Source organism: Photobacterium sp. S4TG1 (assembly GCF_036040035.1).
Classification (GTDB): Bacteria; Pseudomonadota; Gammaproteobacteria; order Enterobacterales; family Vibrionaceae; genus Photobacterium.
The window spans coordinates 115,919-130,459 of sequence record NZ_JAYXUH010000001.1 but is presented as its reverse complement, the minus strand read 5'-3'; the positions used below and the strand labels follow the sequence as shown (position 1 = coordinate 130,459).

General features: G+C 39.3%; 12 protein-coding genes. 9 read left to right on the top strand and 3 right to left on the bottom strand.

Annotation, left to right across the window (positions count from 1 at the left end; all coding sequences use genetic code 11):
- Positions 1–197: 197 nt before the first annotated feature.
- The 6 genes from pheS (at position 198) to btuD (ending at position 7,534) form a co-directional block, all read left to right on the top strand.
- Positions 198–1,181: a phenylalanine--tRNA ligase subunit alpha gene (pheS, locus tag VXS03_RS00655; protein WP_327761405.1), complete on the top strand. Its 984-nt coding sequence runs from the start codon at positions 198–200 to the stop codon at positions 1,179–1,181.
- 20 nt (positions 1,182–1,201) lie between these two features.
- Complete coding sequence (pheT, locus tag VXS03_RS00650) at positions 1,202–3,601, top strand: phenylalanine--tRNA ligase subunit beta (protein ID WP_327761404.1); 2,400 nt, start codon at positions 1,202–1,204, stop codon at positions 3,599–3,601.
- Positions 3,602–4,058: 457 nt separating this feature from the next.
- A complete protein-coding gene (gene ihfA / locus VXS03_RS00645) occupies positions 4,059–4,355 on the top strand; it encodes an integration host factor subunit alpha (protein WP_036795089.1) in 297 nt (98 codons plus the stop codon).
- A gap of 215 nt (positions 4,356–4,570) precedes the next feature.
- A complete protein-coding gene (locus VXS03_RS00640; protein WP_327761402.1) occupies positions 4,571–5,632 on the top strand; it encodes a succinylglutamate desuccinylase in 1,062 nt (353 codons plus the stop codon).
- 99 nt (positions 5,633–5,731) lie between these two features.
- The gene (gene btuC / locus VXS03_RS00635) at positions 5,732–6,724 is read left to right on the top strand and encodes a vitamin B12 ABC transporter permease BtuC (RefSeq protein WP_327761400.1); all 993 of its coding nucleotides are present in this window, start codon (positions 5,732–5,734) and stop codon (positions 6,722–6,724) included.
- Positions 6,725–6,766: 42 nt separating this feature from the next.
- Positions 6,767–7,534 (top strand): vitamin B12 ABC transporter ATP-binding protein BtuD, encoded by a 768-nt coding sequence (gene btuD / locus VXS03_RS00630; protein WP_327762018.1) that lies wholly within the window; start codon positions 6,767–6,769, stop codon positions 7,532–7,534.
- 87 nt (positions 7,535–7,621) lie between these two features.
- On the opposite strand, the gene VXS03_RS00625 is transcribed toward btuD, so the two are convergent.
- Both VXS03_RS00625 and VXS03_RS00620 read right to left on the bottom strand, forming a co-directional pair.
- Positions 7,622–9,280 carry a putative transporter gene (locus VXS03_RS00625; RefSeq protein ID WP_327761399.1) on the bottom strand — a complete coding sequence of 553 codons (1,659 nt, stop codon included), beginning with the start codon at positions 9,278–9,280 and terminating at the stop codon, positions 7,622–7,624.
- Between the two features lie 302 nt (positions 9,281–9,582).
- A complete protein-coding gene (locus VXS03_RS00620; protein ID WP_327761397.1) occupies positions 9,583–10,206 on the bottom strand; it encodes a thiol:disulfide interchange protein DsbA/DsbL in 624 nt (207 codons plus the stop codon).
- Between the two features lie 235 nt (positions 10,207–10,441).
- On the opposite strand from VXS03_RS00620, the gene yegD reads away from it, so the two are divergent.
- On the top strand, positions 10,442–11,794 hold the full coding sequence (gene yegD / locus VXS03_RS00615; RefSeq protein WP_327761395.1) for a molecular chaperone: 1,353 nt from the start codon (positions 10,442–10,444) through the stop codon (positions 11,792–11,794).
- Positions 11,795–11,868: 74 nt separating this feature from the next.
- Here the strand turns inward: yegD and VXS03_RS00610 are convergent, their stop codons facing one another.
- A complete protein-coding gene (locus VXS03_RS00610) occupies positions 11,869–12,180 on the bottom strand; it encodes a high-potential iron-sulfur protein (RefSeq protein WP_327761394.1) in 312 nt (103 codons plus the stop codon).
- Between the two features lie 524 nt (positions 12,181–12,704).
- On the opposite strand from VXS03_RS00610, the gene dtpA reads away from it, so the two are divergent.
- Together dtpA and VXS03_RS00600 are read left to right on the top strand one after the other, a co-directional pair.
- Positions 12,705–14,183, top strand: a complete 1,479-nt coding sequence (gene dtpA / locus VXS03_RS00605) for a dipeptide/tripeptide permease DtpA (protein WP_327761393.1) — start codon at positions 12,705–12,707, stop codon at positions 14,181–14,183.
- Positions 14,184–14,225: 42 nt separating this feature from the next.
- On the top strand, positions 14,226–14,462 hold the full coding sequence (locus tag VXS03_RS00600) for a hypothetical protein (protein ID WP_327761391.1): 237 nt from the start codon (positions 14,226–14,228) through the stop codon (positions 14,460–14,462).
- Positions 14,463–14,541 lie beyond the last annotated feature (79 nt).

Sequence of the window (14,541 nt, the reverse complement as noted above, 5' to 3'; positions counted from 1 at the left end):
TAGTCAATCTAAATTATTTTCAGTGTGCTTAAAAAGTACAATTTCATATTTTAATGGGCAAAGACGTTTTTTTTTCGTCCAAACTTACCGTTTTATTACGATTCAATTTGGATTTAGACGCTGCTTTCTTTAGTATGTATCGTTATGCGATTTTATATCTCCCTTAAGGACGCCACCTGTGGGTGGATGAGGATACGATGCAACATCTAGACGAGATTATTGCCAACGCAACGGCAGCTATTGAGCAGGCTGATTCATCAGTCGCTTTGGACGAAGTTCGAGTTCAATTTCTAGGCAAGAAGGGTCACTTAACTCTTCAACTACAAGCCCTAGGTAAATTACCACCAGAAGAGCGTCGCACTGCTGGTCAAGAAATCAATAAAGCAAAACAAGTAGTACAAACATTACTTGTTGAGCGTAAAGATGGTCTACAACGCGCAGAGCTTGAAGCAAAGCTTGCCGCTGAGACTGTTGATGTTTCTTTACCTGGTCGTCGTATTGAAAACGGTGGTCTTCACCCAGTGACTCGTACTATTGAACGCATTGAAAGTTTCTTTGGTGAGCTTGGCTTTACAACTGAAGCTGGCCCTGAAATTGAAGATGCTTTTCATAACTTCGATGCACTAAACATTGCTGAAGATCATCCAGCACGTACCGATCACGATACGTTCTTCTTTAACCCCGACCTAATGCTACGTACGCACACTTCAGGTGTTCAGATTCGTACAATGGAAAATGGCAAACCACCATTCCGTTTCATTGCACCAGGTCGTGTTTACCGTAATGATTACGATCAAACTCACACACCAATGTTCCACCAAGTGGAAGGTATGTTAGTTGATGAAAACGTAAACTTTGCTCAGCTTAAAGGTATTCTTCACGATTTCCTTTGTAATTTCTTTGAAGAAGAAGTTGAAGTTCGTTTCCGTCCTTCTTTCTTCCCATTCACAGAACCTTCTGCTGAAGTTGACGTGAAAGGCAAGAATGGTAAGTGGTTAGAAGTACTAGGCTGTGGCATGGTACACCCTAATGTTCTACGTTCAGTTAACATCGATCCTGAGAAGTACTCAGGCTTTGCATTTGGTATGGGCGTTGAGCGTCTAACTATGCTTCGTTACGGCGTTAACGATTTACGTGCGTTCTTTGAGAACGACTTACGTTTCCTAAAACAGTTTAAGTAAGCACTAGGGGCTAGAAATCTATGAAATTCTCTGAATCTTGGCTACGCGAGTGGGTTAATCCTGCAGTAAACAGCGAAGAGCTAGCTCACCAAATCACAATGGCTGGTTTGGAAGTTGACGGTATTGAAGCCGTTGCTGGTGAATTCACTGGTGTTAAAGTCGGTCAAGTTGTTGAGTGTGCTCAACACCCAGACGCAGACAAACTACGCGTAACTAAAGTAGATGTTGGTGCTGAAGAGCTGCTAGACATCGTTTGTGGCGCATCTAACTGTCGTCAAGGTATCAAGGTTGCTGTTGCAACTGTTGGTGCAGTTCTGCCTGGTGATTTCAAAATCAAGAAGGCAAAATTACGTGGTCAACCTTCTCACGGTATGCTTTGTTCTTTCACAGAACTAGGTATTGACGTTGAATCTGATGGCATCATGGAATTAGCAGCAGATGCTGTTCTTGGTACCGATTTCCGTGAATTCCTAGGTCTTGACGATGTAACTATCGATGTTGATTTAACGGCTAACCGTGCTGACTGTCTAAGTATTGCGGGTCTTGCTCGTGAAGTAGGCGTATTAAACCGCGTTGAAGTGACTGAGCCTCAGTTTGATATTGTTGCGCCAACAGCGGCTGATACGATTTCAATCGAAGTTAAAGCACCTGTTGCATGTCCACGTTACCTTGGCCGTATTGTTCGTAATGTTAATGCGCAAGCTGAAACACCATTATGGATGCAAGAAAAACTACGCCGTTGTGGTACTCGCTCAATTGATGCAATCGTAGATATCACTAACTACGTATTGCTTGAAATGGGTCAGCCAATGCACGCTTTCGATCTTGCTAAGATTGATGGTGGTATTGTGGTTCGTATGGCAGAGCAGGGCGAAAAGCTGACTCTTCTTGACGGCAACGAAGCGGAATTAAACGACAATACACTAGTGATTGCTGATAACAAGCAAGCACTAGCAATTGCGGGTATTTTCGGTGGTCAATTCTCTGGCGTTAATGCTGAGACTAAAGACGTACTACTTGAGTGTGCATTCTTTGCACCAGATGCGATCCGTGGTCGCGCACGTAGCTACGGTCTACACACTGATTCTTCTCACCGCTTTGAGCGTGGTGTTGATGCAACACTACAAATGAAAGCAATGGAGCGCGCAACGGCACTTCTTGTTGAAATTTGTGGTGGTGAAGTAGCACCAATCGTTGAAGCTGAATCAGAAGCTGATTTACCTAAAGCTGCAACAATTGAACTACGTCGTTCTAAATTAGATCGTCTATTAGGTCATTCAATTGCTTCTGAAGAAGTAGTAGAAATCCTAACGCGTCTTGGCTGTGATGTTGAAACAACACATGCTGGCTGGAAAGCAACAGCACCTGCATGGCGTTTTGACATGGCAATTGAAGAAGATTTAGTGGAAGAAGTGGGTCGTATTTTCGGCTACAACAATATTCCTAATCAATCGCCTGTTGCTGCACTTAGCATGAACTTACATAAAGAAGCGAATTTACCGCTTAAACGTGTACGTGATTTGCTTGTTGGCCGTGGTTTCCAAGAAGCTATTACTTACAGCTTTGTAGAGCCTGAGCAACAAAAACTTATCGTACCTGAAATTGAACCATTGATTCTGCCATTCCCAATTTCTGCGGACATGTCAGCAATGCGTTTAAGCTTATGGACTGGTCTACTAAATACAGTAGTATTCAACCAGAAGCGTCAACAGCCACGTGTACGTTTATTTGAAGCTGGTTTACGTTTTGTATCTGAACAAAATGCTGAAAACGGTATGCGTCAAGATATGATGCTTGCAGGTGTTATCGCTGGTACACGTAGTGATGAGCATTGGGACATTGAAACTAACACTGTTGATTTCTTTGATCTTAAAGGTGATTTAGAAGCCGTTCTTGAGCTAACAGCAAAAGATAGCTATAGCTTTAAAGCTGCTAAACATCCAGCACTTCATCCTGGTCAAACGGCAGCGATTGTTGTTGATGCTGGTCTTGAAACTGAGCGTGAAGTTGGCTTTATTGGTACTGTTCACCCTGAACTTGAGCGTAAATTTGGTCTTAATGGCCGTACTATTGCTTTTGAAGTTGAGTGGGATGCGATTAACAAACGTGACTTACCAGAAGCAGTAGCACTGTCTAAGTTCCCTGCTAACCGTCGTGATATTGCCGTTGTGGTAAATAATGATATTGCAGCGAATGATATTGTTGCAGCATGTCGTGCTAACGGTGGCGAGCTATTAAGAGCCGTTAATCTGTTTGACGTTTACACTGGTAAAGGTGTTGATGACGGTCAGAAGAGTCTTGCAATTGCATTAACGTTGCAATCAACTGAACGTACATTAGAAGAAGCAGATATTGCAGCAGCAGTGGAAAGTATTGTTAATGCATTGGCTGAAAAATTTGATGCATCACTTCGTGATTAAAAAAACATCATAATTAAATTTAAGTCTTTGTTTTCGGAAAGCAGTCCTTAGGGGCTGCTTTTTTTTGATCTAGATCTAAAAAATAATAACAGTTTGATAAATAGTTATATTTTCTTTTTCTATGGCGTGAGTTAGAATTTTTAACTGTATATTGTTGATTTTTTAGTGATTTAACACTGTTGAGTGTAAGGGCAAGATCAACTTGATGCATTGTTATAGTAAAATTCAGCAACTAATATGGCGTTATTTGACATGAAGTTAACGTAAAAAAGTTGGCGAAAATCAGCGAGTTGGCTTAGACTGAGTCTAGTTAATCGTGAGAGGGACAATAAGGTCTCGTAGTTTTGAATGTTTAAAATTACATCTCTAATTAACATATACCTTATTCACAGTGGCATACTTTTAATATTGTAGGTATGAACACTATCTGTTCAACATAGTCTTGAGGGAGTTATCTATGGCGCTCACAAAAGCCGATTTGGCTGAGAACCTGTTTGAAAATGTTGGATTAAGCAAACGGGACGCCAAGGATACGGTGGAAGTCTTCTTTGAAGAAGTTAGGAAGGCTCTAGAAAATGGTGAGCAAGTTAAATTATCTGGTTTTGGTAATTTTGATTTGCGTGACAAAAATGAGAGACCTGGAAGAAACCCTAAAACAGGGGAAGATATTCCTATCTCAGCACGCCGTGTCGTTACATTCCGTCCTGGTCAGAAGCTGAAGGCACGTGTCGAAAGTTTAGAAGTTAATAAATAAATCTTTCACCAGTTTGCTGATCCGAACCGAAACCCAAGTAAATGTATTTTTACTTGGGTTTTTTATTATCTTATTTTTGCGATTGTGTCGATGGGAGGGCTATATTGAGAGAAAGGGACATTGAATAACTGGAATAGTGGTGGTGGTTATTATAGGGGGAAAGAGAGAGTAAAGATAAGACGAAGGATTGTTTAAATAATTAACAAGGAGGTGGTATGACACTAATTGAGCAGATAAAACGAGGGCGATTTCTTGATGCGACGTGTGATTTCTCGCACCCCTTTGAAGCTGAAGAATGGACGCTAGATTCGGGGCTGCATTGTCAGTTATTGTATCGAGGTGTATTACAAATTACCCCACGGGAGTTGTCTAGTGATGCAAAAGATATTGTTTTATCTTCTGGTATTCACGGTGATGAAACTTCACCAATAGAGCTTATTCAACAAGTCGCTTCAAGTATACTACTTGGGCGTATTCAACCAATACATCGTTTATTACTGATTATTGCTCATCCTGAGGCAGTGAATTATCAACAACGGTTTATGATTGAAAATATGAATCGTTTATTTCAAGTCAGAAATCCAGAGCGAAATGATGAATGTTGTATTGCCAATGCACTACAACTGGCCATTAATAGTTTCTATGGTGCCTCTATTGCTATAAAACCTGAACGATGGCATCTAGACTTGCATTGTGCCATTCGTCCATCACAGCACGATACCTTTGCTATTAGCCCCTATACAGATAAACCGACCCGCAGTAATAAATTGTTTAGTTTTATTCATCATGCAAAATTAGATGCGGTATTGTTGTCTAATACACCGTCACCGACTTTTGCTTGGTACAGTGCCGAATATCATGGCGCACAAGCACTTACGGTTGAACTTGGGCGAGTAGGTAAGATTGGTCATAATGATTTAACGTTACTCACATCGTTTAGGGATGCGATGCTGCAGTTAATTACAGATTCCGCTTTACCCATTGTTTGGACAAGTGAAGTTGAAGTATATCAAGTCAGTCGTACTATTATTAAACATCAAGATAATTTCGCTTTTACTTTTAGTGATGATGTTGCCAATTTTACCTTTTTTGCCGAAGGTGATGATGTTGCAACGGAGGGTAATCTAACTTATAGCGCCACTGTAGGTGGTGAGGCCGTTGTTTTTCCCAATCGACATGTGATCCCTGGGCAACGAGCAGTCCTAATGGTAAAGAAAGCGAATTTGATCTTTGATGAACAAGTGCGTGTTTGTGCCATCGCCGATGCATCATGTTGATAATTCTATTTAATACCTAAGTTTTTTCTCGGTTTATTTGCATTATAATGGCGGCAATGTATGGTATTTAGCCTTATTCTTTGAGCGTAATAAGTATTGATGTTGTTAAATGAATTATTATCACGGCAACAGCAGCGATGGCGTACCTGTTTAGTGGTTTCATCGTTGCTGTTAGTGGTTATTTGTGTGTTTGCTGTCTCTGTTGGTGAAGTATGGATTTTACCTTGGGCACCAGATGGGGATCTTCAACAGCAATTGTTAGTGCAATTACGTATTCCACGTGTTTTAGCTGCATTAATTGTGGGCGCAGCATTGGCGAGTTCAGGGGCTGTCTTACAAGTATTATTGGGTAATCCATTAGCGGAACCTGGCGTATTAGGTATTTCTGGTGGTGCCAGTTTGGCTGTGGTGCTATTACTTTTTGTGACCTCAATTACACCAACGCCTTTTATTACCATGATAGCGGCGATGTTCGGTGCGTTGTTATTTACCCTTATTTTAGTTGGTTTTTCACGACGCCAAAAAATATCAATGGCACGATTATTATTAATTGGTGTTGCACTTGGTATTCTATCGGGGGCGGTAGTGACGTGGGCATTTTATTTCAGTGATGATTTAAGTATGCGTCAATTAATGTATTGGTTGATGGGCAGTGTCGGTGGTGTGAGCTGGGAGCAGTTGTCGCTCTTATTTGTGATAGTGCCAGTATTGATAGTGCTCTGTATGCAAGGTAAATCACTGGATGTCATGATGTTGGGTGATATCGCTGCTCGTCAGTTAGGCGTCGATGTTCGACGTATTCGATGGCTATTGATTTTAATGATCTCGCTATTGGTAGGTTGTTCCGTGGCGCTTGCGGGAGTGATTGGGTTTGTTGGTTTAGTTGTACCACACTTATTACGATTACAGTTTGGCACTGAAAATCGCTATTTATTGCCTCTTTCTGCTATCTGTGGTGGCATATTATTAGTGCTAGCTGATACCTTATCACGAGTCTTACTGGCTGATGCTGATCTGCCTATTGGCGTGGTGACAACGTCACTAGGCGCCCCCGTGTTTATTTGGATGCTGATGCGTTCGCAGTTGGATTAAATTATGGCTACAAGAATAGATAATGGCGCAAGCTCTGAATCGATGGCATTAGTCTTAACCGCTCAAGAGATCAGTTTTATACCACGATTATTACCGCAGTCATTTTCCCTGTATTCAGGACAGATCACGCATGTTATTGGGCCGAATGGCAGTGGTAAGAGTACTGTACTCTCTATTTTATCGGGATTATTTGATTACAGTGGCAGTATTACATTACTGAATAATGAATTAGGTGAGTATGATTTACCTTCATTAGCACATGTCCGTAGTTATTTAGCACAGCAAGATAAACCCAATTTTTCTATTCCTGTGTTTCAATATTTATCTTTAGCTGTTTCAGCTTTGCAAAATGTGGATATGACGCAATTACAACGGGCATTAGATGAGATTTGTCAGCGATTAGATATTCAAGATAAGTTATCGCGTAATATTCAACAACTGTCTGGTGGTGAATGGCAACGGGTACGACTTGCCGCTGCATGCTTACAAGTTTGGCCGACGATAAACCCTCAAGCAAAGCTATTATTGCTTGATGAACCAGCCGCTGCTTTAGATATTGGTCAAGAAGCTGCGATGTATCAATTGGTACGTAACATTTCTCAGCAGGGCATTACGGTTGTTATGGTAAATCATGATCTCAATCGAACCTTACGTGAAGCGGATAATGTAATGCTGCTAGATCATGGGCAGTGTGTTGCTTTTGGTGACGTTGAGCAAGTTATGACGGTTGAGCGCTTACAAGCGGTATTTAAAACAGGTATTGAGAAAATAGAACATCATGGCATGCCATGTTTAGTGTTTGTTGATTAATAAGTTGCTGTTGAATTGTTCAATATTTTTTTAGTCGAAAGTAACAGCCATTATCGTTTGAATATTGACGATAATGGCTGTTTTTTGTTATCCAATCCAGAGCAGGATCGCCAGTATTTGCGGTGATAAAATACGTAAACACATCACCAGAGGATAAACGGTCGCATATGAAAGTGCAGCAGCACCATTACTAGGATGCAGTCCATTTGCAAAGGCTAGCGCTGGTGGATCTGTCATTGATCCGGCTAACATACCACACATTGAAAGGTAGTTAAGTTCACCAAATATGCGCGCAATACAACCTGTAATGATTAAAGGAATAAAAGTAATTAAGGCACCATAAGCCATCCAACTAAAGCCATCGCCATTGACTAAAGTATCAATGAAACCACTGCCTGATTTTAATCCGACCACCGCCAAAAATAAGACTATCCCTATTTCACGCAAAGCTAAGTTAGCACTAGGTGGCATGAACCAATAAAGTTTACCGATGCTACCAATACGAGCCAGTATTAATGCAACAATCAAAGGACCGCCCGCAAGACCGAGTTTGAGTGCTGCTGGGAATCCTGGTAGGTATAAAGGAATTGAGCCTAATAAGATGCCGAGGCCAATACCAATAAAGATCGGTAACATTTGCACGTGTTGGAGTTTTTGTTCGGCATTACCTACCATACCACTTACCGCTGCAATGGCGTCTTTACTACCAACAAGATTAAGAATGTCACCAAATTGCAATGAGGTTTGGCTATTAGGCACTAATTCAACACCGGCTCGGTTCAGTCGAGAAATGACAACATCGTATTTTTCTTTTAGTTCTAATTCGCGAATTTTTTTGCCTAATACAATCTCATTCGTGACCACTAAACGCTCAACTTGTAAATCTGTACCTTTAGTTGATAGCGAGATATCGACAATATCACCAATCACTAATCGTGCTTTTTCAAGTGCGACTTTTGTGCCTACTAAATGTAATACATCATTAAGCTCAATTGGTGTTGACTCTTTAGGTATCGAAAGTTGGTTTCCTCGCTTTAATCGGGAACAAATAATTGCACCTTCAGTGATTGCTGGAATTTGAACAAAGGTGAGGCCGCTTAAATTAGGATTTCGAACCGCAACATTGAGCGTTTGTAAGCCTTCTTTTTTGTCACCACTGTTAGAGTTGTAGACCATTGCTTCTTTATCAATATTAACTTTAAATATTAATCGTAATAGCCACATTGTGATGAGAATACCGCAAATACCAAAAGGATAAGCAACGGCATAACCCATACCGGTAATATCTAATAAATCAGCGGATACACCGAGTTCTGATAGAATTTGTTGTCCCGCACCTAATGCAGGTGTATTTGTGACAGCGCCAGAATAGATACCCAATAGAATAGGGAGCGGTACATCAAAAACAATATAAAGTATGATTGCGACGACACAGCCTAATAATACGACCAGTGCCGCAAAACCATTGAGCTTTAAACCAGAACTCCGTAATGACGCAAAAAAACCCGGTCCAACTTGAATACCAATGGTGTAGACAAATAAAATCAAACCGAATTCTTGAATAAAATGTAAGGTATGCGCATTTAAACTAATGCCCATTGTTTCGGTATAATGTCCGACAATAATTCCGCCAAATAAAACACCACCGATACCTAGACCAACGCCTTTAATACGCCAGTTTCCCATCCATAAACCGAGTACGGCTACCAGTGATAATATACTGATAGATAAAGCAATATCACTCATAACAAGCACCTCCTTGTAAATGTTAAAAATCCATTTATAGCTATTTATAATAAGTAGCTATTTTGTACGACAAATTGAAAGTGAGTGTTATAGTTTTTTTATGAAAATGGGGCGGAGTATGAAGAATTAACTGCAAATTTAATGATGGCGTGATATTTGAAATATATTGATAGCGAGAGCGCTGATATTAGAGTAGGTGGTTTTGAAGGAAATAATGTTTTTATTATTTATTGTTAATTACCCGTTTTTGAATAAAAAAATACCTGCCAATGACAGGTATTTATAATAGATAATTCAACGAATTATTGTTTGTTTTTTAGATAATCAATGGTAGCGGCTAAATCTTGTAGGTTCTTATGAGCACTGGTGTTAACGAGATATTTACCATTAACTAAGAATGCTGGTACTGATTCTAATGCGGCATTACGAACAATATCTTCAGATTGTTGGAACATCTTAAAGACTTGTTTTTGTTGAGCTTCTGTTAGCTCATAAGGACTTTTTAGCTTGTTGTCATGGAAGATTTTATCGATAGCTGCTTTACGTTGATCTGCAGTCATATCTTTTGGTGAGTCTTGTACAAACGAAAATAATTGCTCAACTAATGCGTGGCTTGGGTTGTTATCTGTTTGTACCATTGCAGCATAGAAGATGAAGGCGGCTTTTTGAGCGCTTTCATTAAAAATAACGTGAACTTGTTTAATATTGCTATTCGTTAATTTCTTAATTTCAGGAAGGATACTTTCCATTTTACGGCAATGACCACAAGAAAGAGAAAAAATCTCAGTGATGCCTTTCATTTCAGGCATAGGCGTTGGGATCACTGAGTATTGATCACCTTCTTGCGGTGTTTTTGAATCAGAACAACCAGATAATGCAAAAACAGTAAAGAGAAGAACAAAAAAAGCTTGATAAATACGTTTCATGATTCGGTACTTTTATAAATAAGAATTATTCCATTATGTCGATTATTTATAATAAATGCATCGATAAATTGATAAAAACTCATAAAAAATGTGCCACTTAATTCATTTGTGTACGAATGTTAAACGTTTATTGATGTTAAGTGGTTATCTATTATTAAGCGTGAATATCTCCGTGTGTTACATCTTATAATCAGCTATTATTAGCGGCTTTTTTGCCGCATGTGAGTGTTAATCGATGTACATTGGATTTGATTATGGAACCGCGAATTGTTCGGTTGCAGTGATGGAAGATAGTAAACCTAAACTTTTACCGTTAGAGAAAAATAATCAATATATTCCGTCGACCTTATGTGCACCAACACGAGAAGCTGTGTCTGAATACCTGTATCGTTTTATGGGAATTTCACCTTCAGACAGTGTTGGGGAGCAAGTACTACGTCGTGCGATTGCTTTTAATCGAGAAGAAGATATTGAGGTCGTTGCTGGCGATCTACAGTTTGGTCAGGCTGCACTTGATCTATATCTTGATGATCCTGAAGAAGTCTATTACGTAAAATCACCAAAATCATTTTTGGGTGCGAACGGTTTACGTGATGGCCAGATTAGTTTTTTTGAAGATCTTGTTTGCGCAATGATGGTTAACATTAAACGTTCGGCAGAACAAAGCTTACAACAAGATATCACCAGTACCGTTATTGGACGCCCGGTAAACTTTCAAGGGATTGGTGGCGAAAATGCTAACCAACAAGCAGAAGGGATTTTATCTCAGGCTGCAAAACGAGCCGGTTTTAAAAATGTGTGCTTTCAATTTGAACCCGTCGCTGCTGGGCTTGAATATGAATCAACCTTAACTGCAGATAAAACTGTGCTGGTGGTTGATATCGGTGGCGGTACAACTGACTGTTCATTAATTCAGATGGGACCTAGTTTTCGTCATTTAACCGATCGCAGTTCAAGTTTATTAGCACACAGTGGTCAACGTATTGGTGGTAATGATCTTGATATTCATTTAGCGTTTAAACAACTCATGCCACAATTTGGTTTGGGAAGTAAAACGGTGCGGGGTATTGATATGCCGTTTAATCAATTTTGGAATCCAATTGCGATTAATAATGTTGCCGCACAGACTGAGTTTTACGGCGACGCTAATTTACGCGCGTTAGAAAAACTGCGTCACGATGCAGCTGATCCACAATTATTGTCACGATTAATTCATGTGTATCATGAGACACTTGGTTATCAGATTATTCGCCATGCGGAAGAGGCGAAAATTGCACTATCGAGCCAAGCTCACCACACGGTGAATATGGCATTGATGCAAGATTTATTTCATGTAGACATTTCAGTACAGCAGTTAGCAGAAGCAATTGAAACACCAAAAGAGAAAATGCGAGAGCTCGTTGTTGAAGCTATGGCTCAAAGTCAAACTAAGCCTGATGCTATCTTCATGACGGGTGGTACTGCACGTTCGCCTATTTTACGCCAATGCATAGAGCAACAGTTACCGAATATTCCTATCGTAAGCGGTAGCTACTTTGGTTCTGTAACGGCGGGATTAGCGCGTTGGGGTGAGCGTTGTTACCGCTAAACGAATAATGATAATAATATAAAAATGCCTGCGCTATGACGCAGGTATTTTTAAATGAAAAAGGGAAATAATACTTATGTGGGTTTTGGTGCATAAGCTGAACACCAGCCGTTGATATTAACTGTCTTCCCTGAAAATATAACGCATGGCTGCCAGTGATTATTATTAGCACCATCACGAATTAATAAGCAGTTTTTACATTGCTGGTTTTTTATCGTCGATTGATTGACATATTTTAGTGCGACGGCTTGTGGATTATTTTCTTCTAGGTGAGGAAGCTCAGTCGCAAATGCTGGACGAATAATAATTTTATTACCCACAGTTAATCCAATAATACCACTTGCAGTTAATTGCATAAAACGACGCCGTGATAATGTTGTTTGCATAACCTCTACCTTATTTCTGATATTGAATATTTATATTAAGTAATACTTAATAAAAGCAAAAATAAGTCACGGATTTAATCTAGTAATATGACTCATGTTTTCGTTTTTTAATAATAGTATATAAGGAGCAAAAAGAGGTTAAAAAGCAATCAGTTTCATTGGTATTAATGGTAATGATAACCATTATTATTAATGGTAAGTGTATTTAAATAAATGATAATATATTAAATCTATATTCGAACGACGTTTTAATATCGTAATTGTATGTTTATAAAGAGGTTAGTAAATATATAATATTGGTGGTATTTAATATTCCATTTTCGGTGTCTTTATTTATTGTTTTATTTCAGTCTTAATGTAAGAAAATGCATAACTATAATCAGTAGCTGCTTTTTATTTTATATTCATTACTAATAAAACGGTATAGCGTCATTATTCTTGTTATTTCACATTGGGGCGAAATAACATTAAGAAATATACGTGTTTAGATTAGTTTTACCTGAAATCTTTCAAGGAAACAGCATATGTCTGACGGGAACGTATTTAAACAACCAAAACCGTTCTATTTGATATTTTCAATTGAATTCTGGGAACGTTTTGGTTTCTACGGTATGCAAGCAATTTTAACTGTTTATATGGTTAAGATTCTTGGCATGTCAGAAACGGCGTCTTTTACTTTATTTGGCGCATTTTCAGCATTAGTTTATGGCTCGGTTGCTATTGGCGGCTGGGTAGGAGATAAAGTTCTCGGAACGAAAAGAACCATCAGATTAGGCGCGATGGTGCTTGTTATTGGTTATGCTTTATTAGGTTTATCTGCGACCAGTGGTTACGGTGGTTCAGATCTTATCTATATAGCAATGGGCTTTATTACTATGGGTAATGGCTTATTTAAGGCAAACCCTTCAAGTTTATTAGCCAAGGTTTATGGAAAAGATGATCCTCGTCTAGATGGTGCATTTACTATGTACTACATGGCTATTAACCTCGGTTCGTTTTTCTCAATGCTATTATCACCATGGATCGCAGAGAGATTTGGTTATGACTTTGCTTTTGGTGTGAGTGCTGCTGGCCTAGTTATTACTCTTATTAACTTCTTTATTAGTGGCCATATTGTTAAAAATATCGGTTCTAAGCCGGACATGAAGCCTGTTAACAAAACATATTACCTTGGTGTTGTTGTCGGTACTATTGCATTAAGTTTTGTTAGCTCGGTATTATTGCAACACCTATTTTATGCGCATGCTATTTTAATTGTTGTTGGTTGTACGATTGTTGGTTTGTACTTTAAAGAACTATTTTCAACATCAGGTATTGAACGTGCAAAAATGTTCGTTGCCTTTATATTAATGTTGCAAGGTGTCGTGTTCTTTGTTCTTTATTTCCAAATGCCGACATCATTGAACTTCTTTGCTATCCATAATATTTCTCATGACTTATTTGGTATCAGTGTTGCGCCAGAACAATTCCAAGCACTTAACCCTTTATGGATTATGATTGCCAGTCCAGTACTTGCGATGATTTATAACAAATATGGCGATCGTTTCTCTATGCCATTTAAATTTGCATTAGGCATGGTGCTATGTAGTTTGTCATTCTTAGTGTTAGTACTTGGTGCGCACTTTGCCAATAGCGACGGTATTGTTGATTCAAATTGGTTAATTATTTCTTATGGATTCCAATCTATCGGCGAGTTGTTTGTATCGGGTCTTGGTTTAGCAATGGTTGCTCAACTTGTACCACAACGTATGATGGGCTTTGCAATGGGGATGTGGTTCCTAACATCAGCAACTGCTGCGGTTGTTGCTGGTTGGGTTGCGACGTTAACTGCGGCACCTGCGAACGTTATTGAACCGCATCAAACACTAATGTTATATAGCCATGTGTTTGGTATTATTGGTTACTCTACAGCGGGTATTGCTCTGTTCACTATGATTATTGCGCCTAAGCTAACACGCGTTATGCGTGGTGAAGATACACCAGCGGTAGTAACAGCTGCATAATCATGAGCTAATCTCATAAGTTAGAAGTATAAAATTAAACGGATGCCGACTGATAAAGTCATTGGCATCCGTTTTTTTTTGTTAATAATGCGAGAGCAGGAAGAGCAGGAAGAGCAGGAAGAGCAGGAAGAGCAGGAAGAGCAGGAAGAGCAGGAAGAGCAGGAAGAGCAGGAAGAGCAGGAAGAGCAGGAAGAGCAGGAAGAGCAGGAAGAGCAGGAAGAGCTTAATAATATGCTAGAGATAGATAAGGGTATTAGAGCAGAGATAGATGATGAATAGCTTACAGCAAGCGAGAGACGCTTTAATAAGTAACAATATTAATCAGAAACAAAAAAGCCTCAGCATTACATTGTAATGA